At 55.6% G+C, this 25,585-nt stretch carries 20 protein-coding genes; 16 read left to right on the top strand and 4 right to left on the bottom strand.

Annotated features, from left to right (window positions below):
• The first annotated feature begins 71 nt into the window (after nucleotides 1-71).
• Entirely contained in the window at nucleotides 72-977 is a 906-nt protein-coding gene (rfbD, locus tag EFAMC2_RS01740; protein WP_154026398.1) for a dTDP-4-dehydrorhamnose reductase, read from the top strand.
• A 71-nt stretch (nucleotides 978-1,048) separates the two neighbouring features.
• Nucleotides 1,049-2,968 carry a glycosyltransferase gene (locus tag EFAMC2_RS01735; RefSeq protein ID WP_154026397.1) on the top strand — a complete coding sequence of 640 codons (1,920 nt, stop codon included), beginning with the start codon at nucleotides 1,049-1,051 and terminating at the stop codon, nucleotides 2,966-2,968.
• Nucleotides 2,969-3,130: 162 nt separating this feature from the next.
• Here EFAMC2_RS01735 and EFAMC2_RS01730 read toward each other — a convergent pair whose 3' ends face one another.
• Nucleotides 3,131-5,224: a DUF6541 family protein gene (locus EFAMC2_RS01730; protein WP_154026396.1), complete on the bottom strand. Its 2,094-nt coding sequence runs from the start codon at nucleotides 5,222-5,224 to the stop codon at nucleotides 3,131-3,133.
• Nucleotides 5,225-5,386: 162 nt separating this feature from the next.
• On the opposite strand from EFAMC2_RS01730, the gene EFAMC2_RS01725 reads away from it, so the two are divergent.
• From EFAMC2_RS01725 to EFAMC2_RS01690, 8 genes are all read left to right on the top strand, one after another.
• Nucleotides 5,387-6,373: a 1-aminocyclopropane-1-carboxylate deaminase/D-cysteine desulfhydrase gene (locus EFAMC2_RS01725; RefSeq protein WP_154026395.1), complete on the top strand. Its 987-nt coding sequence runs from the start codon at nucleotides 5,387-5,389 to the stop codon at nucleotides 6,371-6,373.
• 51 nt (nucleotides 6,374-6,424) lie between these two features.
• Nucleotides 6,425-6,991: a hypothetical protein gene (locus tag EFAMC2_RS01720; protein ID WP_154026393.1), complete on the top strand. Its 567-nt coding sequence runs from the start codon at nucleotides 6,425-6,427 to the stop codon at nucleotides 6,989-6,991.
• A 54-nt stretch (nucleotides 6,992-7,045) separates the two neighbouring features.
• Nucleotides 7,046-7,972, top strand: coding sequence for a glycosyltransferase family 2 protein (locus tag EFAMC2_RS01715; protein ID WP_154026391.1), 927 nt, complete (start codon nucleotides 7,046-7,048; stop codon nucleotides 7,970-7,972).
• Nucleotides 7,973-8,074: 102 nt separating this feature from the next.
• Nucleotides 8,075-9,259, top strand: coding sequence for an ATP-grasp domain-containing protein (locus tag EFAMC2_RS01710; RefSeq protein WP_154026390.1), 1,185 nt, complete (start codon nucleotides 8,075-8,077; stop codon nucleotides 9,257-9,259).
• Nucleotides 9,260-9,619 carry a transporter gene (locus EFAMC2_RS01705; protein ID WP_222838502.1) on the top strand — a complete coding sequence of 120 codons (360 nt, stop codon included), beginning with the start codon at nucleotides 9,260-9,262 and terminating at the stop codon, nucleotides 9,617-9,619.
• Nucleotides 9,619-9,972, top strand: a complete 354-nt coding sequence (locus tag EFAMC2_RS01700; protein ID WP_187325087.1) for a multidrug ABC transporter — start codon at nucleotides 9,619-9,621, stop codon at nucleotides 9,970-9,972. The genes EFAMC2_RS01705 and EFAMC2_RS01700 overlap by 1 nt, the downstream gene beginning before the upstream one ends.
• Nucleotides 9,973-10,192: 220 nt before the next feature.
• Nucleotides 10,193-10,900, top strand: a complete 708-nt coding sequence (locus EFAMC2_RS01695; protein ID WP_154026389.1) for a glycosyltransferase family 2 protein — start codon at nucleotides 10,193-10,195, stop codon at nucleotides 10,898-10,900.
• 9 nt (nucleotides 10,901-10,909) lie between these two features.
• Complete coding sequence (locus EFAMC2_RS01690) at nucleotides 10,910-11,278, top strand: DUF2304 domain-containing protein (protein ID WP_187325086.1); 369 nt, start codon at nucleotides 10,910-10,912, stop codon at nucleotides 11,276-11,278.
• 81 nt (nucleotides 11,279-11,359) lie between these two features.
• On the opposite strand, the gene EFAMC2_RS01685 is transcribed toward EFAMC2_RS01690, so the two are convergent.
• Both EFAMC2_RS01685 and EFAMC2_RS01680 read right to left on the bottom strand, forming a co-directional pair.
• On the bottom strand, nucleotides 11,360-12,301 hold the full coding sequence (locus EFAMC2_RS01685; RefSeq protein ID WP_154026388.1) for a glycosyltransferase family 2 protein: 942 nt from the start codon (nucleotides 12,299-12,301) through the stop codon (nucleotides 11,360-11,362).
• A 1-nt stretch (nucleotide 12,302) separates the two neighbouring features.
• Complete coding sequence (locus EFAMC2_RS01680; protein WP_261979974.1) at nucleotides 12,303-13,496, bottom strand: lipopolysaccharide biosynthesis protein; 1,194 nt, start codon at nucleotides 13,494-13,496, stop codon at nucleotides 12,303-12,305.
• Nucleotides 13,497-13,713: 217 nt separating this feature from the next.
• Here EFAMC2_RS01680 and EFAMC2_RS01675 point away from each other — a divergent pair, with 217 nt between their 5' ends.
• The 5 genes from EFAMC2_RS01675 to EFAMC2_RS01655 all read left to right on the top strand — a co-directional run bounded on the left by EFAMC2_RS01675 (nucleotide 13,714) and on the right by EFAMC2_RS01655 (nucleotide 21,253).
• Entirely contained in the window at nucleotides 13,714-14,517 is an 804-nt protein-coding gene (locus EFAMC2_RS01675) for a glycosyltransferase family 2 protein (RefSeq protein ID WP_154026386.1), read from the top strand.
• A 38-nt stretch (nucleotides 14,518-14,555) separates the two neighbouring features.
• Nucleotides 14,556-16,151, top strand: a complete 1,596-nt coding sequence (locus EFAMC2_RS01670; protein WP_154026384.1) for a DUF2142 domain-containing protein — start codon at nucleotides 14,556-14,558, stop codon at nucleotides 16,149-16,151.
• Between the two features lie 125 nt (nucleotides 16,152-16,276).
• Nucleotides 16,277-16,873: a dTDP-4-dehydrorhamnose 3,5-epimerase gene (rfbC, locus tag EFAMC2_RS01665; RefSeq protein ID WP_154026382.1), complete on the top strand. Its 597-nt coding sequence runs from the start codon at nucleotides 16,277-16,279 to the stop codon at nucleotides 16,871-16,873.
• 570 nt (nucleotides 16,874-17,443) lie between these two features.
• Entirely contained in the window at nucleotides 17,444-18,919 is a 1,476-nt protein-coding gene (locus tag EFAMC2_RS01660; protein ID WP_187325085.1) for a glycosyltransferase, read from the top strand.
• 201 nt (nucleotides 18,920-19,120) lie between these two features.
• A complete protein-coding gene (locus tag EFAMC2_RS01655) occupies nucleotides 19,121-21,253 on the top strand; it encodes a glycosyltransferase (protein WP_187325084.1) in 2,133 nt (710 codons plus the stop codon).
• A gap of 151 nt (nucleotides 21,254-21,404) precedes the next feature.
• Here the strand turns inward: EFAMC2_RS01655 and EFAMC2_RS01650 are convergent, their stop codons facing one another.
• The gene (locus EFAMC2_RS01650) at nucleotides 21,405-23,957 is read right to left on the bottom strand and encodes a glycosyltransferase (RefSeq protein WP_187325083.1); all 2,553 of its coding nucleotides are present in this window, start codon (nucleotides 23,955-23,957) and stop codon (nucleotides 21,405-21,407) included.
• A gap of 267 nt (nucleotides 23,958-24,224) precedes the next feature.
• On the opposite strand from EFAMC2_RS01650, the gene EFAMC2_RS01645 reads away from it, so the two are divergent.
• A complete protein-coding gene (locus EFAMC2_RS01645; RefSeq protein ID WP_187325082.1) occupies nucleotides 24,225-25,583 on the top strand; it encodes a glycosyltransferase in 1,359 nt (452 codons plus the stop codon).
• Nucleotides 25,584-25,585 lie beyond the last annotated feature (2 nt).

Raw genomic sequence — 25,585 nt, 5'->3', positions numbered from 1 at the left:
CGAGGCCAGGTACAAGGCCCAGGGGCAGTAGGCAATCGCGAGCATCGATTACTAACGAGACGAGGGAGTTTATGCGGATTCTCATTACTGGTTGCAATGGCCAGCTCGGCAACGAGCTGAAGCGTCTTATCGAATCCGGTAAGGCCGAGATTGGTCCCATCCCCGCCGAGTACAAGGGCGCCGAGGTCATCTATGCCGATGTCGACCAGCTCGACATCACCGATGCCGATGCGGTCAACGTGTTCTTTGCCAATCATAAGTTTGACCTCGTCATCAACGGTGCCGCCATGACCAACGTCGATGGCTGCGAGAAGATTGAGGACGTTGCCTACAAGGTGAACGCCTTGGGTCCCCAGAACCTCGCTCGTGCCTGTGCCGAGCACGACGCCAAGCTCGTTCACGTCTCTACTGATTATGTCTTCCCCGGCAATGAGCCCGGCGAGCGCGTCGAGACCGACCCGACGGGCCCCATCAGTGCCTATGGCCGCACCAAGCTTGCCGGCGAGCAGCTCGCGCTCGAGGCTAACCCCAAGACCTTCGTTGTGCGCACTGCGTGGCTCTATGGCTATGTGGGCAAGAACTTCGTCAAGACCATGCTTCGCCTCGCCAAGGAGCTTGGTGGCATGACGGTTGTTGACGACCAACTTGGCAACCCCACGTCTGCCAACGACCTTGCCTACGAGATTCTCAAGATCGCCCTTACCGAGAACTACGGTACGTATCACTGCACGAACGAGGGCACGACCTCCTGGGCACAGTTCACCAAGGCCATCGTCGAGGGCGCCGGCTATGACCCGGCCATCGTGACTCCCTGCACGTCTGACGAGTACGCCGCGGCCCATCCGGACGCCGCTCGTCGCCCCCTGTTCTCGAGCCTTCGCAACAAGCACCTCGAGGACACCATCGGCAACGAGATGCGTCCTTGGCGGGATGCCCTTGCAACCTATCTCAAGAACCTTCCGGATCTCGAGGGCTAGAAAGCCGACCAGCCCCAATAATCGCTTGACCAGCTCGTGGGGAGCCAGTGGCTTCCCAAGGAGGAGACCACGTGCAACGCTTCAAGCTCGCCAACATCCTGCTCGATGACATCCCGCAGTTCCTCGAGGCCCCCACGCTGCTGTGCCGCTCCACGACGCCGTTCCGCAGGGCCAAGCGGGGTGGCAGCGCCTGGGTCTTCGAGGGCCCCGGCGAGCATGACTTCACCACGTTCTTCAATGCGCTCTCGGTAGAGAAATGGCGCAGCTTCACGGTGGCGCGCGAATTCCACCTGCACCTCGAGGTGAGGGGTTCGGCATTTACGCTGCACCAGACGCGTGCGGACCTCTACAGCTGGGATGCCGCGGACATCGAGGGCACGGAGCTCGAGGTTCCCGCTTCAGATGACTGGCACGAGCTGGACGTCACCATGGCCGCCGCCGAGGGTGACGTCATCGAGGCCTTCCGCATCTCCATCGCCGAGGCGGGCGAGGTGCGGCTGCGCAACGCCTACTACTACGCCCTCGTGAACGAGCGAGACATCCGCCCTGTCGAGCTTGCGCTCTGCACTACCACCTTCAAGAAGGAGAGCTACATTAAGCGCAACATCGGCCTTGTGAAGGACGGCATCCTTGCCTCCAACGAGCCGGTGGCTGCGCACTTTACGCAGCACGTGGTGGACAATGGCCGCACGCTGGACGTGGCGGCCCTCGAGGCCCCACGTGTGCACATCCACCCCAACGTTAACGTGGGCGGCTCCGGCGGCTACGCCTACGGCATGATCTGCGCCATGGAGCAGGAGCCCAAGGCTACACACGTGCTGCTCATGGACGATGACGTGGTCATCAACCCCGAGAGCATCATCCGCACGTACAACCTGCTCGCCATCGTCAACGACGCCCACAAGGACGACTTCGTGGAGGGCGCCATGATGGACCTCTTTCAGCCCGACGTGCGCTGGGAGGACACGGGCTACGTCACCTATAACGGAGACTGCACACCCATCAAGATGCCGGCGCACATCGGCCAGCTCCACGAGGTGGTGGCCAACGAGCTGGATGCCACGCTCATGCAGTACGAGGGCTACCAGGACCGCGCGCAGCAGTACGGCGGCTGGTGGTACTGCGTCATCCCGATGAAGGCCATCGAGGAGAACGGCCTGCCGCTGCCTGTCTTCGTGCGCTACGACGACATCGAGTACGCCCTGCGCTGCCACGCCAAGTTCATGACCATGAACGGCATCTGCCTCTGGCATCCGTCGTTCGTGCGCCGCTACAGCGCCGCAGTGGAGCGCTACCAGGTGACCCGCAACGCCCTGGTGGCCCAGTTCACCACCGGCGTGGCGCCCGAGGGAGACTTCCTCAAGAAGCTCTACCACACGGTGCAGCTTGAGCTCAAGAAGTTCAACTACACCAACGCCGAGCTTGCGCTCGAGGGCTTCGAGGACTTTCTCAAGGGCCCTGGCTTCATCGAGGAGCCCGGCAAGACCGAGGAGCGTTTCATGTGGGCCAACCGCAACGCGGAGAAGCTCATACCGTTCGCGGAGCTGCGCGAGCAGGCCAAGCGCGAGGGCATTGACCTGAGCAACATCCAGGAGGCGGACTCCCAGAAGGCCACGAACCTGGGTGAGAACCGCAGCCTACCCCAGCGCCTGTGGGACTTTGCCACCTTCAATGGCCAGCGCTTCGCCGCGGGCTACATCAAGCCGGGTGCGGCGGCCATCATCGACGTGGCCGGCTGGCTCTATCCGGGCAACCGCATCCGTCGGCGCGACACCATCGTGGCCGTTGACCTGGAGAACCAGAAGGGCGTCATTCGTCACCTGGACAAGAAGCGCTTCGATGAAGTCTGGGGCCGCTACAAGAAGGACATGAAGTACTTCAAGGAGCACGAGAAGGAACTCCGCGAGGCCTACGCCGCCAAGCGCGAGGAGTTCACCTCCGTGGCGTTCTGGAAGCAGTACCTCGCAGCGTGTGGCGGGGATAGGGGCTAGCAGGCCACACCCTCGCATCGTGTGGTGTAGATAGACGCTAACGGGTCACTCCCTCGCAGCTCATCAATTGCAAAAAGGTGACGGGCCCGGTTCGGTGGAACCGGGCCCGTCACCTTTTGAATGCTTCGGGTAAATTCGCAGCGCGGCCCAGATGGGCAAATCCTAATCGTCTATGTGATACAGGCACATGGTCCCAGACCTAAAGACGCAGGTGAAGCCCTTCGTGTCCAGAGTGATACAGTCAACGCCCGCAAACACCGAATCGTTGTAGTCGCCGCGGATGTTGAGCATTGAGAAGTCCGACCCCTTCTTGTTGAGTACCATCACGTACTTGGCGCCGGTCCTCTTCACGGCGTCCCTCACGGCATCGTCGTTGGCGATATCCGAGAGGCCTTTTCGAATGAGAAGGCTCTCCGTGGTCTCGTTCTCGTTGCCGTATCCCACGAAGTCACGGTAATAGACGCGCAGATCCGCATAGCCGTAGGCGAGGAAGCTGCCGTCCATGGGGTCATTGAGGACGAGGTCGTCACCAGCGATCTCCTTCACGTTGGTGACGAAGCGCTTCTCCTGAAGATCCAGCGGATAGTCGAAGCCGTAGGTGCTCTTGAAGTTGCTGCGATAGTCGCCAAAGGTCGTGTGGAAGTTCTTGGCGTAGTCCCTCGGCTCGATGTTCGAGAGGCTTTCGGTCATGCCGGGGGTCATTGTCTCGTTGCGATGCATGCCGGGGAGGTTGAACTCGGGCATGAAGTTGATCGCAAGAAACACCGCAGCGACTGCGCCGACAACAACGGGCACGTGAGTGGGCCTCCTGCGCTTCACGTTGTAGGACGTGACGAGGTCGAGCGTCACGCCGTACAGCCAATTGATGCCAAGCGCCGCGAGTGGAACGGCGGCAATGCAACACATGCTGGCGAGACGCATAGGGTCTGTGTACCAGAAGCCCGCGAGTAGCTGCTTAAGTGAGTTGGCCTGCGTGGTGCTGTAGAGGCAAATGAAGGCGGCGATTCCGTAGGAGAAGCTCATCCACCTGTTGCTGTGCGAGTAGAGCGAGGTCACGATACCTGCGATGACCAGGGGTGCCAGTGCGTACTGCACCGCCACCTCGCCCCAGAAGCCCAGAGCGTACGTCTGCGTGAATATGTTGACCAGCTGCTGAAGCGGCCTGGCATAGGGCTTCCAGACGTGGGAGACCGTGCCCTGGAACATGGGGAGCTTGTAGCAGACGTACCAGAAGGCGGCACAGACAAGCAAGAAGCCGGCACAGGCTGCCGCGGTCCTTGCTGCTCCCGCTCCGCGACCCTTGAGCTCCTCCGCGATTCTGTGGACGCAATAGGGAACGAGGATAACCGCGCACGTGAACAGCGTGTTTGGGTGGAGCAGGGCGAGCGCCGCAAAGGAGACGAGCAAAGCGAGCCCGAAGACCGCTCGGTCGCGATAGTCCGCGTCATGGGAACTCAGCAGCACAAAGAGCGCCATGGAGGCCGGCATGGCACAGAAGCCGGCGACGTTTGGGTACACGGGGCCAAAGATAACCAGGCCCCAGGGAAAGATGACAAAGGCGAGTGTAACCACCGCGCCAAAGCCCAGGAGCCGGGGCTGGCCGGGAAAGATGGCGCACAGGAAGGCACACATGGCCAGCGGATACACGATGGCTGGGAAGAGGAACATCGACGCGTTGATGGCGATGGGCGCGCTAAAGCCGGTTGCCTGCACCACGAGCGCACACAGGGCGTGCCATGCGGCCGGGTAGAACATACCCGTGGGGGCGGGGCTTATGGCGGCATCGGCGGGGGAGAGGTAGTAGTTCGTCCCAAGCGACGACAGATGGCCGGAGTCGGCCATGGCGCGAATGAGGTTGAGGTGCTGGGTGAGGTCGTAAGACTGGTAGATGATGTCTGTCGACGTGAGCCTGCTCAGGTAGAGGCTGTGGCCAAGGAAAAGCCCCATAAGCAAGAACAACGCGGGCGCCCAGCCCGGCATCTTGGTGACGCGGAGGGGCTCAAAGCGCAGGGCCCTCAAGACAACGAGGCATACCACCGGTAGCACTACGGCCGGAACAAGAGCCAGGACCGGCGTGACGGAAACGCCTGCGAGCGACAGCAGCTGGCACCAGACGGTTATGAGCGAGACGCTTATAACCGGGGCGACGCACACGGACCAGGCGCGGGGAAGCGAGAATGCCCTCAGCAGCAGATAGCCCGGGGCGAACAGCATGGCAGCGAGTGCGACTATCGCCAGATAAAGCTCAGACCACATAGTTGACACCATTCTGTAGGAAACCAAACAGCAAAAATCATAGCGCCCAGCCTGCGCGGTCCTTGCCGTTAATGGGGCTACGGCTCAGAATTAGCCTGTTGACGAACGAATCCCAGATCCACCAAGACCCATTCAGGCCCCAAGACCCAAGGAGCGCCCTCGGTGTTCGATCCCCTTCGCTTTCCGAGTCCCATCCAGCCGCTCGACCTCAAGGAGGCGAGGAGTCTCGGAATTCGCCTCTATGCAAAGCGCGACGACCTCATCCCCTATGCGTTTGGCGGCAATAAGGTCAGGATTGCGGCGGAGTTTGTCGCCGACCTGCGTACCAAGGGCTGCGACGCCCTCATCATGTACGGAGACCTGTGCTCCAACCTCTGCCGCGTGCTTGCGATGATGTGCCACGAGGAGGGAATTCCTTGCCTCATGGTTGCCACCTCCGCCGAGGGGGAGCCGTCGCGACCCTCCTTCAACGAGGAGATCGTCCGGGGCTTTGGCATTGAGGTCATCGAGTGCGATAAGGGAGCGATTGCCCAGGCCGTGGACAAGGCCTTCGAGCTCCTGAGGAGCAGGGGGCACAAGCCCTACTACATCTATGGCGACCGCACGGGTAGGGGCAACGAGGGTGTGCCAGCGCGCGCCTACGCCAAGGCCTATCGCGAGATCCTCGACTGGGAAGCCGCCCAGGGAACTCACTTCAACCTACTCGTGACGCCCTACGGAACGGGCTGCACGCAGTCGGGCCTTATATGTGGCAGCATGGCCGCTGGAGACCAGAGAGACATCGTTGGCATCTCCATCTCCTCCCGCCCGCGCGAGAGGGCGCTCTCGATTCTCGACGACGCGGTGCGCGAGTGGTTTGCCCTGGAGGACAGGGAGCTGCCCCAGGACTACGCAAGCCACATCACACTCGACACGAGCCACACGTGCGGCGGGTATGGCGTCAGAGACCCGAGGGTGGACGAGCTCATAGCGTCTTCCCTTGAGCAGACGTCCCTCCCCCTCGACCCCACGTACACGGGCAAGGCGCTGAGGGGGGCTTTCGACTATCTTGCCGAGCACGAGATTCATGACAAGGACGTGCTCTTCCTCCATACTGGGGGGCTGCCCCTCTTCTTTGATTACCTCAGAGAGGCACAAGAGGGTCGCTAGCTTTTCTAACAGCGTCCGGCCGCACGGGCGGATTTGGGAACAGGAGTCTTCATGGACGAAGTCAACAACACCGAGGCAACCGATGTCTCCATGGCAATCAGGGTCGATGACCTCAGACTTCTGGAGTGCGTGTTTCACGCGGAGGCGCCCATTGCGGACAGGGTCCCAGAGACGCGTCTGCTCATCACCAACCCCGACGTCAACTTCACGTTTGACGTGAAGACCCGCCGCACGGTGTGCCGCTCGATGGTCTGCGTCCAGTTTGGCTTGTTTGCGCCCGACGAGGAGAACGGCAGCGCGGAGGACGGCAAGCTTGAGCTCGTTCACTACGGCATCACGTGCGGCATGGTGGCCACGGTGCCCGTGCTGGGGGCCGCTGCCCCCGGTGCCCGTCACATGGCTGGTGCCGCGCAGGACAGCACGGCGCGCCGCGACAAGAAGATGGAGCACAGCCTGAGGCTCGAGTCCATCAAGGCCGCCTACGCCTACGCGTCCTCCAAGCTGCTCGAGATGACCTCGATGTCTCCGCTTGGCCCTATCAACCTCCCGCTCATCGACGCAGACGAGCTGCTGCTCGACATCGAGAAGCGCGAGGCGGTCAAGGTCCCCGAGGTCTAGTCGCCCGTTACTGGCAGCAACAGCCCTCCGCAGATTCCAGGAGCAGATTTCCCAATGAGCAAGCTCGTCTCCATCGTCATACCCTGCTATAACTCGGAGCACACGCTTCGCGAGGTCGTCGAACTAACCATGGCGGAGTTCAAGAACCTGCCGCAGTACGAGTGTGAGTTCGTGCTGGTGAACGACAACTCATCGGACGGCACCTTTGGCGTCATCCGAGACCTTGGCGGGGATTACTCCAACGTCCACGGCCTGAGCCTCATGCGCAACTTTGGCCAGCACAATGCCCTCATGTGCGGCATGAACTACGCCAAGGGCGACTACGTCATGGGCATGGATGACGACATGCAGACGCACCCGAGCCAGCTTCCCATCATCCTGGCCAAGATGGAGGAGGGCTACGACCTGGTCTACGGCGTCTACGAGAAGAGCACCAACGGCTCCATCAAGAACTTCACGAGCTGGCTCAACCGCAAGACGAGCCGCGTGCTGCTTGGCAGGCCCAAGGACATCCAGTCTTCCAACTACTGGTGCATCACGGGCCAGGTCAAGGGCGAGGTAATCAAATATCGCAACTACAGCCCGTATGTCGACGGCATCTTCTACCGCGTGACGCACAACATCGGCAACGTTCAGATTCAGCATCACAAGCGCGAGTACGGCGAGAGCGGCTACACCTTCCGCAAGCTCGTGAAACAGTGGATGGCCTATTTCAACTACTCGGTCATCCCCCTGCGCTTTGCCTCGGTGATTGGCGTCATTGCCGCGCTGGTTGGCTTTGTCGAAGGCATCGTCACCATTATTCGCAAGATCCTGCACCCAGACATGCTCATGGGATGGTCCTCCACCGTGTGCATCATGGTGTTCTTCTTTGGTCTCATCCTCATGGTGCTGGGCATCATTGGCGAGTATGTGGGCGACATCGTGCTTGCGATCAACGGAACGCCTCAATACATCGTGCGAGACAAGGTCAATCTCTAGCCGGAGGGCGAGGCGTCACGTGCCGCCTTGCCCTTGCGCACAAGCGCCGTGGTGAACGGTCCCGCCGCGTTGTCTGACCCTTGGATAGGAAGTTGGTGTGATATGAAGAGGCTCCTGATTCTTGGAGCCGGCATCTATCAGGTGCCCCTCATTCAAAAGGCCCGCGAGATGGGCCTTGAGGCCCTGGTGGCAAGCTATGCGGGCAATTATCCGGGCTTTGCCGAGGCGGACCGCTCCTTCTCTGTGGACACCACCGACGCCGAGGGCATCCTCGCCATCGCGCGGAGCGAGCATGTCAACGGCATCATGACCACGGGCACGGATGTTGCCGTAAAGAGCATCGGCCGCGTCTGCGACGCGATGGGGCTGCCGGGCATCTCGGAGGGCGCAGCTCTGCTTCTCACGGACAAGGCTCGCATGAAGCAGGCGTTTGCCAAGGGTGGGGTCAACACCTCTCCATTCCGCGTTGTCCAGAGCGAGGGGGAGGCGTTAGAGGCTGCCGCCGCAATCGGCTATCCCGTCATGGTCAAGGCCTGCGACGTCTCTGGCAGCAGGGGTGTCACGAAGGTTGACGAGCCCGATGCCCTGCCGGCTGCCTATGCCAGCTCCATGGCGGCAACGCACGCGGACCATGTGGTGGTTGAGGGATTCGTTCCGGGCATGGAGATTGGCGTGGACGGGTTTGTGAGCGGTGGCGAGCTCGTTCTCTTCGCGCCGCACCACAAGTTTGTGCGCCGCACCGGCGCTGTGACCATCCCGGAGGGCCATGCCTTCCCCATCGACGCGGACGAGGCGCTGCTCGGGCGCATTCGCACCCAGCTCGAGCGCGTGGTTGTCGCAACGGGCATGGACAGCTGCGCCGTGAATGGCGACTTCATGGTTGCGCCGGATGGCGAGGTGTACGTGCTCGAGGCCGGCGGTCGCTGTGGCGCAACCTGCATACCCGAGCTTATCTCGACGTACCTTGGCATTGATTACTATGAGCAGATGATTCGCGCGGCCTTGGGCGAGACGGCGGACTTTGTCCCGAGGGCAGAGAGGCCCTGCATGGCCAAGCTGCTCTTTAGCGATGTGTCCGGAACCGTGCGCGCCATTGACGGGGCGGGCCTCGCCGAGGTCGAGAGGCGCTTTGACGCCTCGGTGGGCCTTGACGTGGCCGTTGGCGACAAGATACATGCCGTGCACGACGGCACGGACCGCTTTGGCCAGGTCATCATGGCCACGGATGACGAGGCGAGTCTCAACGAGGCCCTCAAGTCCGTCTCGAGCTGTATCGAGGTGGCATAGGTGAAGACACTTCTGGGGCTCCACGCACTGCTTGCCCTGTACTCGCTCTGCAGCATCTGCGGCAAGCTGGCAGCGGGCTTTCCGTTCATGAGCATCGGCTTCATCCTGAGCTACGGCGGCATGATTGCCGTGCTGGGAATCTATGCGATTGGCTGGCAGCAGGTTATCAAGCGCATGCCGCTCACGGCGGCGTATGCCAACAAGGCCGTGACCATCGTGTGGGGCCTCGTGTGGGGTTTCTTGCTCTTCCATGAGACGGTGTCGCTTGGCAAGGTCATCGGCGCCGCGATCGTGCTTGTGGGCGTGGTGCTCTTCTCGCTGGCGGATGACAAGGCCGAGTCCGGGGAAGGGGAGCGCTGATGGACCTCTCCGTTATCGCATATGCGCTCGTCAACCTGCTCGGCGTCTTCATCAGTGCCGTCTCCCAGGTACTCCTGAAGAAGTCTGCCCTGCGGAAGCACGGGAGCGTGGCGGGGGAGTACCTGAATCCCTTGGTGATCTTTGCCTACGTGATGTTCGTGGGCTCAACACTCCTCTCCGTTGTCTCGTACAGGGGAATTCCCCTGTCCATGGGCCCTATCCTTGATGCCACGGGCTATCTCTGGGTCACGTTCTTTGGTGTAACCATCTTCAAGGAGAGGCTCGGCCGCAAGAAGCTTGCGGCGCTCGCGCTCATTCTCGTTGGCATTGGTGTCTATTCCATGAGCGTTTAGGGCTGTGCCGATGCCGCCCGCGGTGAGGAAGGCATTGCGGCCTATCCCATGAACCTCTTGGGTCGCAGGCTCGTGCCTTCTCTTGACCTGTTGGCCCCGCCTTTCGCCGGCACGCGCATCTTGGGGTGGGCGCCTGGTTGCCTGGCCTTGTGGCCCTTATTTGCGCAAAGGTGGTTGGTGATACACTAACCGGGCATTTGGACCCGTATGAGAGGTATCCATGGTCTCGAGTAAGCCTCGCGTCCTCATCATCATCCCGGCCTACAACGAGGCCGAGAATATCGTCGACACTGTTCAAGGTGTTGTCGACGCCGGCTATGACTATGTGGTCGTCAACGACGGGTCCAAGGACAACACCCTTTCGGTCTGTAGGGCAAATGACATCAACGTCATCGACCTTCCGCAGAACCTTGGCATTGGCGGTGCCGTTCAGACGGGCCACTTGTATGCGCGCGACATGGACTACGACGTCGACATCCAGCTGGACGGCGACGGGCAGCACGACCCTGCGTATCTTGGAAAGCTCGTTGCAGAGATTCAAAACGGCGCAGACCTCGTTATTGGCTCACGCTTCCTTGAGCAGACCGAGGGATTCCAATCTACTTTCATGAGGCGTGTGGGCATTACCTGGCTCTCGTTCTGGATCAAGCTGCTCACGGGTAAGCGCATTACTGATCCTACGTCGGGCTTTAGGGCCTGTGGTAGGCGTGCCACCAACCTCTTTGCCCAGAGCTATCCCATCGACTATCCGGAGCCTGATTCGATTGCGCATGCTCTGAGGCTTGGCATGGACGTGCGTGAGGTGTCCGTCGAGATGCGCGAGCGTCAAGGTGGCGTCTCTTCCATTGGTGGCTTCAAGAGCGTCTACTACATGATTAAGGTCACGCTGGCTATTTCCGTGGCATGCATGACCCGTCATACGCGTTAGGAGACTCCGGTGACTCTCGTTCTTCGAATCGTGGTAATAGCCGCGTGCGTGCTGCTCCTTGCCTATGTGTTCCATCTCGTGAAGCACGATAGGTTGTTGCTGAACTACTCGCTCATGTGGCTGGCTCTGGCGGCGGTAATTCTGCTCTGTGCCGTGTTCCCCTGGCCTCTGTTTGGCGTTGCGGCGGCGTTTGGGTTTGCCACGGCATCAAACTTCATCTTCTTTGTAGGGTTCCTCTTCTTGCTGGTGATTTGCCTCGTCCTCACGAGCATCGTGAGCAAGCAGGCACTCTCCATTAAGAACCTGACGCAGAAGATTGCTTTGATGGAGAAAGAGAATGAGAAGGGCGCCGAGAACCAAGCTCGGCGCCCCCTGTGAATTATTTTGAAGCTCCAAGTGCCCTGTAGCTCTTGAGGCAAGCCCTGAAGAGCGTGGGGTGTTTGGCGAAGAGCCAAACCGCTATGCGGTTAAACGGTGTCTCTCCGGTTGGACGGGAAGGCGCTGAGAGCTCGTTCTTGCGCCAGCCCCGGAAGTGCCCGTCGAGCCATTTTGTGTATCGGCGGTAGTTTCGACACATTCTTTGACGTTGTCTCCCCTGCAGGTGAAGAGGAGGAACCAGGCGACATATCTGACGAAATAAAACTCAAGGATAGCAGTGGGCTCCTTTTCAAGTTCTCTAATTCGCCCAAAGAGACCGTCGAGAACTTGACCAAATTCGAGTCCCCTTGACGACCTCTGTGATGTATTGGAAACGCTCTCATCGTTCATGAACCAGTTGTAACCACAGTAGGGAAGAACGACAACCCTGTCTGTGGAAACAACTGCGGGCAGCGTGAAATAGAGGTCCTCACCGATATTAACTGGCAAGAATGATAGATGGGCCTTTCTTACGTATTCGGTTCGGTATAGCTTCGCCCATGCCGCTTCTACAACGTAGGGACCCCATGTAGTGTCGGGTGTTGGCATTGCCGAGGAAACGATTCTACCTTCTGAATCGGGGCGCTTGAAGCCTCCGCAAACAACATCCGCTTTGTTTTCGAGGGCGATGTTTAGGAGGCTGCTTATATAGTCTTGGTCAAAGTAGTCATCGTTATCGATAAACGTTAGATACTCACCACGAGCGAGCTCTATGGCTCGATTACGCGCCGATGCAACGCCGCCATTCTCGCGGTGCTCAACGATGAAGGTCCCCGGATTACTGTTTGAGTATGCGTCGAGAATAGCCCCCGATTCGTCTTTTGAGCCATCGTCAATGGCGACTATTTCAATCGCCTTATGAGTTTGGGTAAGGATGCTATCAAGACAACGCGGCAAATACCTCTCAGCGTTGTAGACAGGTAGCAGGACTGATACGAGCGTTTCATTCTTTTGCATGAGATGGTCTTCCCCAAACTCCGGCACTCTAGTGACTCCTAGTCTCTCGGATTATGCCAATGAGGGCAACGAGGAGGCCGGCAGAATAGGAGGCTATGAGGACGTAGTTGATGCCGTCCATTCCGTAGCGAGGTATGACTACTTGCATGGCCGCGAGTGTGACAAGGAAGCTTGAGAGATTGGCGACAAGTACTGTTTTAAACGAACGCAAGATGATGAGAACGTCGCTAAGGAACATCATGAATGCCGCCTGCATGGTTATTACTAGAACCAGGGTAAGCAGGTATGTAAAGGGGGCGATGGAGGGACCATAGATAAGCGTCAGGAACCAATTGCCGAATGCCCCGAGGATCAGCATGAGAATGCCGAGAAAAGCGAACAATCCGAGAGACACTTTAACGAGGTGTTTGGCAAACGCGCCTTTGCCCTCTACGGAAAGTGTTCGCGAGAGCGGCTCAATAAGAGGACTGTAGAGGAAGCTGGCCATTGCCTGGATGATGACCGCCGGGGTTGCAACCGAGGCGTACTTACCAAGATCCTCCGTTCCGTAAAGGGTCCCGAAATACTGTCTCGTTATCGACACCACAGACGTAAGCAACAGGGTTGCGAGAACGGCGGGGAAGCACTGCCTGAGCAGGCTGACCGTGATGCTCTTATTGATCGCGGGCTTTATTGAGCCGAAAGCAGACATATGCGGAATGTCATAGAGAAGTGTCACCGCGAGACAGGACATGAACATGCCAAGAATGGCGAGGGATAGTGAGGCCGTGGCTCGGAGAATGAGGCCAAAGAAAAGCAGGGCGGCAATACCCCTCAAGAACTGCGAGATGCCGGCGTAATCCATCCGATTGAAGCGCTGCTCTGATCCGTAGCAAACCGCGGCAAGTTCCTCGTCTGCCTTGAAGAGGAGAAACAGGAGCGTGGGAACAATGACGTCTTTGGGAATGCCTGTGGCCAAGGCATAGATGGAGCACAGGACAAGCGCGAGGAGAATCGTGATGATTCTAAAGGCAAGATAGTTGCTCTGGGAGTATCTTCCCTCTACGTCGGATACCTGGTAGGTGCGCATGGCATAGATGGCTATGGTGAAGAAGATATTGCCGAGAGCCATCGCATAGGCGAGTGTTCCCGCATTGGAGTAGTTTCCGGAAAGGGCAACAACCAATACTGTCATGAGCCATAGGCAGCCTTGGTAGGTGAGGCTTCCGATAGTGTTGAACAAAATGTTCGTCTTAACGGGTAGTTCTTCGGTCTTAATCGTTCGGCCGAGATAGGTGTCCGTTCGCAAGGGGTTTTGCATGCAATGACCATCCCCGGGTTGTTATAAAGGTAACTTCCTAAATCAACTATGCCGCAAACGCTCATTTTGAGGTTGGCAATAACCAGAAGCTACAATGAAGAAATAGACAAAGTAGGATGACAAAACTATTGGAGCTAGTTTGTTCACACCAGCAGACCACACCTTTGTCCTGTGCGGCTACAAGGAGAGCCCCTTCATTGAGGAGGCCCTAAAGTCGCTTGAGAGGCAGACAGTAAGAACGAATATCCTGGTCTCCACCTCAACACCAAATGATTATCTGCGTGATATTTGCGCTCGCCATGGCGTGTGGATGGTAGTGAATACGGGAAAGACGGGCCTGGGGGAGGACTGGAACTTTGGTTACAACCAGGCTAACACCAAGCTTGTGACAATTGCGCACCAGGACGATATCTATGAGCCCGAGTTTGCCGAAAAGGTGCTAAAGGCCGCGAATGGTTGCAGAAAAAAAGAGCTCCAGATTGTGTATACGGGGTACTACGAGTTAAGAAATGGCAAGCGCGTTGAGAACAACAGGCTTCTCAAGATAAAGAGAGCCATGAATGCGCCGATGAAGATGGGGGCATTTGCAGGTTCCAAGCTCGGCAAGCGCCTGCTTCTGTCCTTCGGTGATCCTATTTGTTGCCCGTCGGTTACCTTTAACAAGGGCGTTGTGGGCCCATCCGTCTTTGATACGGGCTATAAGAACAGCTCGGACTACAGTACTTGGGTCAGGCTCGCATTGGTGCCGGGAAGGTTTGCTTATGTCCCCGAGGCTCTTATGGGTCATCGGATTTATGCCGGGTCGACCACAACCAAGAATCTTGCTGAGAGTATTCGGAAGAAAGAAGACCTTGAAGTGCTGTCGAGTCTGTGGCCCATGCCGATTGCGGGATTAATAAACAAGATTTATTCGAAAAGTGAGAAGAGCAATAAGACCAAATAGACATTCAATAGAGTCATTTCGATGAAATAGGGGATTAAATGAGAGAAGGAAAAGTAGAAATTGAGGGCATAGGCAGTACCTCAAGCAATAATCAAAAAATAATAAGAATTCTCGTGGTATTGAATGTCATCACAGTTGTGATTGGCATCTTTCTTTTTGGAGAAACAGGCACAAAGTACGCGCTGCTTGCCACTGCCATCGTGATTATCGCCACTACTATCGTAACTTCCATACATATTATATACGATAAAAATAATGAAAAGATTAATATAATATACTTATGTATATTGATCTTTTTAGGATTGATTTTTTGTTTCACATTTACTCCAAATACAGTTCCTGACGAGCACTATCACTATATGTCTGCATATAAGTATTCAGACTTTCTCCTTGGCGAAGAAGCGACGGATTCAGAAATCGTAATGAGGAATTCTGATTACGAGTATTATCAAGCAATGATGCCCTCTCATGGGGTTAATAGAGGACAATATGGGTATCTGATAGCCACTTTTTCCTTTTTTAATAATGAAGATGGGCAAAGTGTTATTCCGGTTTCGGATACATACAGCATTGCTACAAATGTCCCCCAAATGAGGCTGCCTGCTGCGCTCGCAATAACGGTGGCAAGATTGCTCAACCTTGGTCCTTCGGTATTGTTTTACCTTGGACGACTGGCAAATTACTCCCTTTTTGTTGTTCTTGCTTTTCTATCGGTGAGAATAACACCAATAGGAAAAAATGCATTTCGTATCATCTCGTTGCTTCCGATGACCTTGCATGTTGTAAGCTCATATTCGTATGACTCAGCAGTAATCGGCTTTAGCATGGTCTTTTCGGCCGTTTTACTTCGGGCTCTATTAACAGTTGGGCCTATTAGTAGGCGAGAAGTGATTGATTTGGCAATCACTGCCGTTTTGCTCGCTCCTTGTAAGGCTATATATTCTATTCTTCTGCTCGGAGTGTTGCTGATTCCGTCTTCTAGATTTTCCAATAAGGCTTCTTCAATAAAGATAAAGCTCATCATATTGACTTTATCGCTATGCGGCACATTCCTGTTAAGGGTTCCTTCTTTGCTTGCAATGTCAGGAATGGCCCAGGCGGCGTCCTCGGTAAAAAAGGACGGTGTGATTGATGCTCATTATTACTCTCTAGGAGATCTACTCTCTGCCCCTATTTCGACGTTGGGCCTCCTGGTTCGGACATTTAGAGTGCAAGGCGACTTCTATCTAAATACCCTTGTCGGTGGGTCTCTTGGCAACTTTCAGGCAAATATAGCTTCTCCTGGTTTTTTTGTTTCATTGCTGTATCTCGTATTGGGCAGCACTTCTGTATGCGATTCTGGTGATTCTATAGTATTGTCAAAATCACAGCGTGCTTTCTTGTTGACGATTAGTGCGTTGACGGTGGTGGCTATTGTTTTCACATTTGCTATGGCCTGGACGTTTACGTATGAAACCGTAATTCAGGGTGTTCAGGGTAGATATTTTGTGCCACTTCTGCCGCTTTTGCTCGTCTCTATCAAGGGCAAGCTTGTTCAGATAAATGGAAATACAGGTTTTTGGAGCTTGCTGGCCATCGTTTACCTCGATCTATTGTGCCTGCTCGGCATTATTTCAATAGTGGCCTCCTCTTAACCTCTTCAATCATTGTTATTTGTCGATTTATTTATATAGAAGCTGAGCACCTCAAATGCCCGACTTTCTATATAGAATGGTGCAGGATAACATCGTCCGTTTTGTAAAACTCGCGGAGGTCTGAAATGAATGAAGTAAGGTCTGGTAACTTTACATTTATTAATACTTCTATTGATGGAGTTAAAGTTATCGAAACGAAGTGTTTTGGTGATTCTCGCGGCTATTTCATGGAGACTTACAAGCGCCCCGACTTTGTCGCAGGAGGCATTGATGCGGACTTTGTCCAGGACAATCAGTCCTCCTCGTCTCGTGGAGTTCTTCGTGGCCTCCATTTTCAGATTGAACATCCGCAGTCGAAGCTTGTCCGCGTTGTCGAGGGCGAGGTGTTCGATGTGTGCGTTGACCTTCGACCGGGCAGCGATACCTTTGGCAAGTGGGAGGGTGTAATTCTCTCCGCAGAGAATCATCGACAGTTCTTTATCCCCCGTGGCTTTGCTCATGGCTTCCTCTGCTTGAGCGAGACGGCAGTATTTGCATATAAGTGCGACGACGTTTACCACCCGAATGACGAGGGCGGGCTTATGTGGAATGACCAAACTATCGGTATTGAGTGGCCTGCGCTTTCTGGCGATGAGGCGCTTGACCCGTCCAAGCTTATTCTTTCTGATAAAGATCAGGTGCACCCTACGTTTATCGAGTGGCGAGCTGAGCGGGGGTTGTAAGTGGGGGTTGCCGCCGTTAATTCGTCAAACAATATGATGGATCGAAATAGTCTTTCGGCTATTCCTAGCATTTCGGAGTACTTTTATGAGCACCCTCTGTCTGAAGGGGAGGTCGCTCGTGGCAAAGCTCTTAGGGTGGTGGGCTGCCTTCGAAGCGCAGAGGGGGTATTCGGCGACGGCTTCTCCTCGTTTCTTTGGATTGTGCTTTCGTGCTCTTGCAAGGGGGTGTCGGCACGTCCTAACATGCTTGGCTTTTCGGGGGGCGGCAGAATTCCGCGCAAGTTAAAAGGTTGCGCGGGAGAGCCTCTTGCCTTGCATTCTTACGAACTCGGAGGACGTAGCTGGACTGTCTCTGAGTTCGAATTTGTGATACCGGCCTTTGTTGATCGATTTGTTGTACACGCTGGGATGTTGGTCCGTATCGTAGACAGGGCCGGCATGTCGGGTTATTTGAGTGCGTATGGTGCCCGAATTGCAAATGCTAGTGTGGACAGGCGGTATGCAGAATGGCTTGACGCTCGTGCTCGTTCTCGTCGGGCCCTTCATGAGGTTCCCGTGAGTGGGCCTCTCATGAGTATTGTGACGCCGGCATATAAGACGCCGGCAGTATTGCTTCAGAAGATGCTCGAGAGCGTGTTGGCACAGACGTATACCAACTGGGAGCTCATCGTCGTTAATGCGAGCCCCGAGGACACTGAAATGCGTAGTGTGTTTGCGTCTTTCGATGACGCTCGTATTCGTATAATTGACCAGGAGAAGAATCTTGGGATATCAGGTAATACAAATATTGGTATTGCCGCCTGCACGGGTGAGTTTGTGAGCTTCTTCGACCACGATGATACGGTGGAGCCAGATGCCCTTGCGGAGCTTGTCCGGGCCATCAATGGGTGTGAGGTTGCCCCCGACCTTTTGTATTGCGATGAAGACAACATCGATGAGGACGACAATCCGTTCCTGCCGCTGTTCAAACCGGCTTTCAATATAGATTTGCTCCTCTCGAATAACTACGTTATTCACTGGCTAACTGTGCGTCATGCTCTTTTGCGACGCGTGGAGCTTTCCGACAATGCTGTAAATGGGGCACAAGACTACGATCTCACTTTCAAGATTGCGGAGCTTGGCGGAGCTGTAGTTCGCGTTCCGGAGGTTCTTTATCACTGGCGCATCCACTCCGGGTCGACGGCGGGCGATCCTGGCTCAAAGAGCTATGCGCAGGACGCGGGTGCTCGCGCTATTGAGGGGCATTTGCGCCGTGTGGGCTCGGAGGCAACGGTAGAGCGAGGTGCGGCATACTTTACTTATAAGGCTGAGTTCTCAACTCCAGTTCCGGCACCGAGCATATTGGTGGCGTGTGCGGGAGGTTGTTCGCCCAAGACCAGAGACGCTGTCCGTGCCTATGGGGTTCGTCATTCTGTTGAAGCTGGCTTCACAGCTGAGCCTTCCTTTGCGGAGGGATGTCAAAGCGGGGCTTCACTCTTACTTGTGACAACGGCTGAGCACGATCTTGACCTCGCAAATCTGGAAGTACTTGTTGCCAATGCATGCCGCCAAGAGGTGTTTGCGGTGTCACCGCGCGTTGTACGGGAAGATGGGCTTTTGGACTATGCGGGCATGATTGTGCTCCCGAACGGCGCTCTGGGCAGGCTTCTACACTTGCTTCCCGAACAAGATGGCGGCTATGTGGGCAGGGCACAGCGGCCGTATGATTCCTCTGTACTTAACGTGGGGTGCTGCCTCGTTGACTTGGCAAAGCTAAGGGAGCTTGGGGCGGGATCGGAATTTGAGACGCTGGAGTATCAGCTTGCTGATTTCTGCGTGATGGCACGGGAGAGGGGCTGGAGCAACGTTTTCATGCCCTACGCCACGGCACGGTATAACGTGCCGGTATCTGCCATTGGGGATGAGGTGGGAGAGGGCGTAGCTCGAGATGTAGGGCGCTTCTTGAGCATGCATCCCGAGTTTGTCTACGGCGACCCCTCTCATAATCCCAACTTCGACCCGTGGAGCTTGTATTACGGACTCGCTTGGGGTGAGAAGAGCGCATAGTCGAACGGCTTAGGCGATTTGTTAGACTTTTCCCAGCGTGAATTGAGGGACGGGAGCTCTATGGGCCGCTTTGATGAATTGAAAGAGAATTTTCGGTACGTATTGCACGAAGAGGGTGCCGGCGCTGCCGCCAGGCGACTCGGGCACCATGCTGGTGAGCTTGCCGGAAGGCTTATGCATAGGGGACAGCCTCGAGACGCCATGAGCGATAACGCTGATGTGCTTTTTATCAATGGCTGCGATTACTGTGTTCCTCATCCTATCCGGTATCGCGTGAATCATCAGGCTGAGCAGCTTGAGGCGGTAGGTATTACAACGCTTATTGTGAACGCCTGGGAGCTTACGGAGGACCACGTGCGTCTTGCGCGCGCCTTCGTTATCTTTCGCTGTCCATATGCTGACCACATTGGGGCGTTCATTGAGCTAGCGCACTCCCTCAACAAGGTTGTTCTTTATGATATCGATGACCTTGTGATTGACACTGCCTATACGGATCTGATTCCGTATCTTGCAACGATGTCTGAGGCTGAACGAGAGCAGTATGACGACGGTGTGCGCCGAATGGGCAAAACCCTCTCGCTTTGCGATGGTGCGATTACCACAACCGAGCAGCTTTCACTGGAGCTTCGTAAGTATGTGAACCCGGTCTTTGTCAATCGTAACGTGGCCTCTGAGGAGATGCTTCATCTTTCGGAGCGGGCCGTGTTCGAGCGCGATGTTCTGCCGAGCCTTGAGCGGGAACAGGTCAAGGCCGAGGATACTCATCGCTGGAAACTCGCTTGCGAGCGGCGAGATAATCGCAAGGGCTTCTCCATCGGGTACTTCAGTGGCAGTATTACGCATAACGATGATTTCGAGTTTATTCTTCCTGTCATAGCGCGGTTTATGGCCGAATACCCGGATGTGAGCTTGCATGTGGTGGGTGAGCTCAACTTGCCTAATGAGCTCAAGCCTTACTCTGATCGCGTTGTGCGTCTGCCGTTTTCTCCGTGGCGCCGGCTGCCGCAGATGCTTTCTCTTATGGATGTAAACCTGGCCCCTCTTGTTGACACGCTTTTCAACCGGGCGAAGTCCGAAAACAAATGGGTTGAGGCTGCGCTGGTCAAGGTACCCACGGTGGCAAGTTCTGTGGGCGCTCTGAGGGACAGCATTGAGGATGGAGTCACCGGCATTCTCTGCAGTTCTGTCGACGAGTGGTACGAAGCGCTTGTGAAGCTTAGGAGCGATTCTGATCTGCGCAGGCGTATTGGGGCACAGGCATATGAGGAGTGCCGCGCTCATCACGTGACCGTTGGCACCGGCATGCCGCTTGCTCAGTTTATACGCAGTCAACTGAATGAGAATATCGGCATCGTTTTGCCTGGACTTGATGTAAGCGGAGGAGTACTTGTAGCGTTCAAGCATGCGAAGATGCTCCATGACGCAGGGCTCGACGTCACTCTCATTGGAGATAAAATTAAGGTTGACGGGCGCTGGGCGGATGTCGACGGCATGAGGATACCGGTGGTCTCGCGGGATAAGGGGGTCATTCGAAGCTCGTATGACAAGCTTATTGCCACCATGTGGACTACTGTGCCGTTTTGCAAATTCTATTTCAATGTGAAGCAGGTTTATTACTTGGTGCAGAATCTTGAAACCGGCTTTTATGAAGCGGGCAAGTTCGAGCGCCATGAGGCTAGCAAGACTTATGGCTATAATCCCGAATTCACGTATTGCACCATCTCGCCCTGGTGCGCTCAGTGGCTTCATGATGACTTTTGCAAGGATGAGGTTCGTCTGGCGCCCAATGGCATTGATTTGAACCTCTTTAAGCCCGTTGACCGCGACTGGTCGGGCAAGATTCGAATCCTTGTGGAGGGGGACTCCTCGAGCGAATACAAGAATGTCGACGAGAGCTTTTCGATTATCAATAGGCTTGATCCCGAGAGGTATGAGGTTTGGTATCTCTCATATCGCGGTGAGCCGAAGAGCTGGTATCGCGTCGACAAATTCTTGAAAAGCGTGCCGCATGATGAGGTTGGAGCTATTTACCAGCAGTGTCATGTGCTGTTAAAAACAAGTGTGCTGGAAAGCTTTTCCTATCCGCCCCTTGAGATGATAGCCACGGGCGGCGCTGCCGTTGTTCTTGCCAATGAGGGCAACGCTGCCTATCTCAAGGATGGGGAAAACTGCCTGCTGTTTAATCGCGATGAGGACGATAAGGCAGCGGAGCTTATCGAGTGCGTTGTCGCAGATGGGGGATTGCGCGAACACTTGCGTGATGGAGGACTTGCAACGGCGCAATGTCTTAGCTGGGATACTATTCGCGATGATGTGCTGGCGCTGTATGCCTAGTGGCGTCAGCCCCACAGCGTAGCGCGGCGATATTCCATGCTTCATAGGCCATAGATACATGCATGTGAGGCTCTGGATGGTATTGTCCAGAGCCCCATTTTGTGTCCAATAATCGCGTAATTGCAAATCTCGTTATATAAGCATGCTGCGGTTAGATGGACTTGTTACCCGCGAAAGCGGGGCTTGCCTCAAAAGGATTGTCCCAATCGAGGTCATGATTGTCGGTAACGGCCAGCTCGACTTCTAACGGAATTGGCCTTCGAGGTGATTGCATGAGCTTGTTGAGCGCATGTTCGAGCTCGGCGGTTATGACAGAGCCGGAAAAGTGCTCGAGTGCGTAAGCACGAGCTGCGGAGCCCATGGCGTGGAGCTGCTGGGGATTTGCCATGAGAGTTTCGAGTGCAGAGATCCAGTCCTCCTCTGAGGAACAAAGGAAGCCGGTGCGCTTGTCTTCGATGGCTTCACGGTAGCTCTCGGTTGCGGAGGCACAAGCGGGTGTGCAAACTACTCCCGCCTCATATACCTTCAGCGCGCTCTTGCAGTTCGAGAAATCGTTTTCTACGAGGGGGGCGAGTACCACATCTACCGATGCTTGGAGATACTGAAGGGTGGCGTAGTCAACCTTAGGTACAAGCTTTAGTTTTCCGGTCTCTAAGAGGCCGTAGAGCTCATCGTCGAGCTTGAATTCTCCGCCGATAAGCAGCCGAGTTTCTCTATGGTTCTTGAGGAACTTCAGGAGCGCAGGCCGAACGAGCGCGAAGTCTTCTTGATGGCTCGAAGTGCCGCTGAAATAGCCAATAGTGAACGGGCGTGCGCTCGCTGTTGCTATTTGGATGGATGCGATCTCGTCAGAGAGCCTGAGTTGCTCCTCGTTTAGGAAAGAATGAGTTACGAAGCATGGCATGCCCGAGCGCCCCTCGAGTAATTCCGCGAAGAAGCGATTGGGTACGAAGACGCAGTCGGCAAGTCGCGAAGCGAGCTCAAAGCGTATCGCAGTGCCCGTCCAGAAGTCGCGTTCGAACTGGCTCGTGGGGTCATTGGCCATGAGATTGATTACATGGGGTGCGCAGGACGCACCAAGGACGTTGTCGTCTATGACGTAGGCAAGGGGCTTATCAGCCTGCTTGGCATGTCGGGCGAGTGTGACAAGCTCTGGACGGATGCGACAGCGCACGAGCGTGATGGCGTTGGCATGGTTCAAGATGTTGCGACATTGTGGCTGGGATAGTTCGTCCACAAAAATGTAAACACCGCCCCAGACTTGGGAGTATCCGAGCTGTTGGGAGACGTTGTAGCCGAAATAGCGGAATGTTGGAGCGTCGCCACAGTTGCGCTCATACACAGAAACGAGCAACCGCTTGCCATCGCTGACAATGCGTTTTGCGCTGGAAAGGCGTTGCTCTAGCGTAACCTTAGCCCAGGGCTCAAGGTCGAGTGTGCTGGTGGGTGCGGGCAGGTCGCGCGAGGCTAGAAAGGCGTTTACGAGTACGACCTGATCCTTCGGTGCGCGTGGAGTAAGGCGCTCAATGCTGCGAGGGTGGTTGCCGGATTCTGAGAGTATGGAGACGAGTCGCCAGCCGCAGCCTATCGTTGTGCGATTAAGCAGACAGTCATTGTGGGCCTGTGAGCCGATGCGTCTCCGAAGTTCCGGGTCAACCACCAGAGAGGAAACGGCGCGGAACCATTCGTCGGTGGTTTTGCAGAGAAAGCCCGTTTCACCATCTCTAACGGAGTGGTTAAAAGCACCGAGTTTGCTGGCTACAGTAGGCACGTTTACAAGCGCTGCCTCGGTCCATTTGTTTTCCGACTTTGCCTCGTTAAACAGGGTGCCCTCGAGTGGCGCAATATTGATATCTACGGACCGAATCAGTTTTGGGAGCTCCTGCCATGCGACGTAGGGAGAGCTTTCAATGCGTCCAGCGAAGGGCCGCAGCTCCTCAGGAAGGCGCAGCTCACCTACGGTCTTGAGGCGCACGTTTGGGTGAGTCTCGAATACGCGCACGAGAGCCGGTAGCACTTCGAGAAAATCGGCGTTGTGGGTCATGCTTCCGCTGAAGTAACCAATGGTGACGGTGTCGTCGTTGGTTGGCTCGTAAGAGGAAAGTGCGGCTTCGGAGAGGGCGACCATCTCTTTTGAGGCGACGTTGCGGTTTACAAATACTTTGGGAATGACATGCCGCAACTCTTCGGCAAGGCATTCGGTAGTGGTTATAGCGGCGTCACAAAGCGTGAGGGTGGCTCCCGCGCGCATTACCCCATCATCGAAGACGGCCTTCTCATCTTCACTCATGGCCTTCACCACGGATAGCTCATTTGTGTACGACGTGTCGATGACGAGGTCATCAACGTCGAAGAACACGCGCTTGCCCTGGCCGTGAGCGGAGTCTATGAAATCTCGGACGCCATCGGTGATGGGGCAGCGGTAGATAATGAAGGTGCGAGCGCGTTTGGCGTCGGTAGCTGTAACGGCGGTGTAGTGCACTTCATCGGTGGTTACGCCGTAGGTCTCAAGCTCCTCTCGTTGATGCAACACTCGGTAGCGTCGCAGCGTTTCGAGGTCGCATCCGTTGATGAAGAGTACATCGACATGCTGTGATGGTTCCTCGCGCGTGTCGATTATGCTTGATTCCGGTCTAAAAAAAAGACGCCTAATTGCATGGCGCGCCTGTCGCGAGAGGTTCTTGAGCGTGTTCTGGCGGGGCATGGGCCTGTCCTTCCGCTGAGTTACGATAATCGAACGGCCATCGTTTGTAACCATTGTTTGCCAATGTATATGAAAACGGGACCATAGACGAAGAAGGGTGCTTAAGAAATGAGCGGACAAAGCGCGGCCTGGTGTGTTCCCTTTCCCTCAAAGGGATCGGGGGGATTTAGGTCCATTATTCAAAATGCTCAGGCGCTCCGTAAAGCGGGGTTTTCTTGCGACCTATATGTTGCGCCATCACCGGACATTGTTTTCGACCCGGTGTCCATGCGCGAGAATCTCATGGAGTGGTATGGCTTCAAGGCTGAGGGTCTGTTTTTTGCCGACAACCTAACAAAGCCGTATGACGTGGTAATAGCCACTTCCTGGGATACCGTTTCTTTTGTCAGCGATGTGGAGTGTGATTGCAAGCTTTACTATGTTCAGGACTTTGAGCCGTGGTTCATGCCGATGGGCGATCTGCGAATTGCTGCAGAGCAGACGTACCGGCGGGGAATACCCGAAGTAACAATTGGCCGTTGGCTTTCGGCGCGCCTCTCTGCGCTCGGGAGCAAACCTATCGCCTACTGTGATTTTGGCGCCAATGGCGATGTATATCATCCCATTGAGGGCGCTGTTAGAGAGCATGCTATTTGCGCTCTCTGCCAGCCTGAGAAGCCTCGCCGCATGACCAACCTGCTCCTGAACTCAATTCGTGTGCTCGTTCAGTCTGATCCGTCTTTGAAGGTTTATCTGTACGGCTCTGATCAACTTGAGCTCCCCCTGTACCCCCAGGTCAACAATCTTGGGGTTCTGTCGATTGAGGAATGCAACGAGCTTTATAACAAGTGTGCCTGCGGCATTGTTCTCAGCGCCTCAAACCCTTCAAGGATTCCCTTCGAAATGATGGCGGCCGGGCTTCCGGTTGTAGACCTTTTTAGGGAGAACAACCTCTACGACTATGCCGAGGGGGATATCCTGCTTGCAGAGCAGACCCCAGAAGGTATTTCAAGCGCCGTGCTACAGCTGCTGAATAATCGAGCGCTTGCGGAATCTCTTAGCAGACGGGGGATTGCCCTAATGAGCGGCCGTAGCATTGATGCTGAATCTAGCGCGTTTGTACGGGCGGTAAAAAGCCTGCTCGTATCCGGAGACAAAGAGGCCGAAGCTAAGGTGCCGATGCGTACGTATGCCGGACAGGCTTTTACCGTTGACGCCGCGTGCCGGTCTCTTGCTTGTGAGCAGGAGCGCCTAGTGCGCCATCAGTCGTTTGTGCAGCAGAATCCCGTAAGCGCATCATCTTTTTCCGTTGAGGTAACTATCGAAAACGAAGGCTCTGCCGAGGCAAGCTATAAGCTGGCCATTTGGTCTGGCTACCATCAGGAAGACCTGATTTGGGTACCTCTGGCAAAGAAGTCTGTGGGAGTCTTGCGGTCAAAACGGATAGAGTTTAAGCGGGCGGTGGATGACCATCCGGTTAGGTATTGCATGCACCTCTATAAGGACGAGCCGGGAAATGAGAGCCAGTTTCAGGCCGGCTTTACGTTTCGAGTAAAGCACGGGAAAGACAGCGTCTTTCACTTGAAGCGACAGCACATTGTTTTGCGCGAGGCGACCGTGCAATTTGATGTGACGCTCATCCAGTGACG

It is taken from the genome of Olsenella uli (assembly GCF_901212655.1).
In the GTDB taxonomy this organism is placed as follows: Bacteria; Actinomycetota; Coriobacteriia; order Coriobacteriales; family Atopobiaceae; genus Parolsenella; species Parolsenella uli_A.
The sequence above is the reverse complement of the archived record's forward strand: the minus strand, read 5'-3'. Positions and strand labels throughout refer to the sequence as shown.

Excerpts from the sequence above, each read along its gene's own strand:
- rfbD (WP_154026398.1), top strand. The coding sequence starts at position 72 with ATGCGGATTCTCATTACTGGTTGCAATGGCCAGCTCGGCAACGAGCTG.
- EFAMC2_RS01730 (WP_154026396.1), bottom strand. The coding sequence starts at position 5,224 with ATGTGGTCTGAGCTTTATCTGGCGATAGTCGCACTCGCTGCCATGCTG.
- EFAMC2_RS01720 (WP_154026393.1), top strand. The coding sequence starts at position 6,425 with ATGGACGAAGTCAACAACACCGAGGCAACCGATGTCTCCATGGCAATC.
- EFAMC2_RS01715 (WP_154026391.1), top strand. The coding sequence starts at position 7,046 with ATGAGCAAGCTCGTCTCCATCGTCATACCCTGCTATAACTCGGAGCAC.
- EFAMC2_RS01710 (WP_154026390.1), top strand. The coding sequence starts at position 8,075 with ATGAAGAGGCTCCTGATTCTTGGAGCCGGCATCTATCAGGTGCCCCTC.
- EFAMC2_RS01700 (WP_187325087.1), top strand. The coding sequence starts at position 9,619 with ATGGACCTCTCCGTTATCGCATATGCGCTCGTCAACCTGCTCGGCGTC.
- EFAMC2_RS01695 (WP_154026389.1), top strand. The coding sequence starts at position 10,193 with ATGGTCTCGAGTAAGCCTCGCGTCCTCATCATCATCCCGGCCTACAAC.
- EFAMC2_RS01670 (WP_154026384.1), top strand. The coding sequence starts at position 14,556 with ATGAGAGAAGGAAAAGTAGAAATTGAGGGCATAGGCAGTACCTCAAGC.
- rfbC (WP_154026382.1), top strand. The coding sequence starts at position 16,277 with ATGAATGAAGTAAGGTCTGGTAACTTTACATTTATTAATACTTCTATT.
- EFAMC2_RS01660 (WP_187325085.1), top strand. The coding sequence starts at position 17,444 with ATGAGTATTGTGACGCCGGCATATAAGACGCCGGCAGTATTGCTTCAG.
- EFAMC2_RS01655 (WP_187325084.1), top strand. The coding sequence starts at position 19,121 with ATGAGCGATAACGCTGATGTGCTTTTTATCAATGGCTGCGATTACTGT.
- EFAMC2_RS01650 (WP_187325083.1), bottom strand. The coding sequence starts at position 23,957 with ATGCCCCGCCAGAACACGCTCAAGAACCTCTCGCGACAGGCGCGCCAT.
- EFAMC2_RS01645 (WP_187325082.1), top strand. The coding sequence starts at position 24,225 with ATGCGCGAGAATCTCATGGAGTGGTATGGCTTCAAGGCTGAGGGTCTG.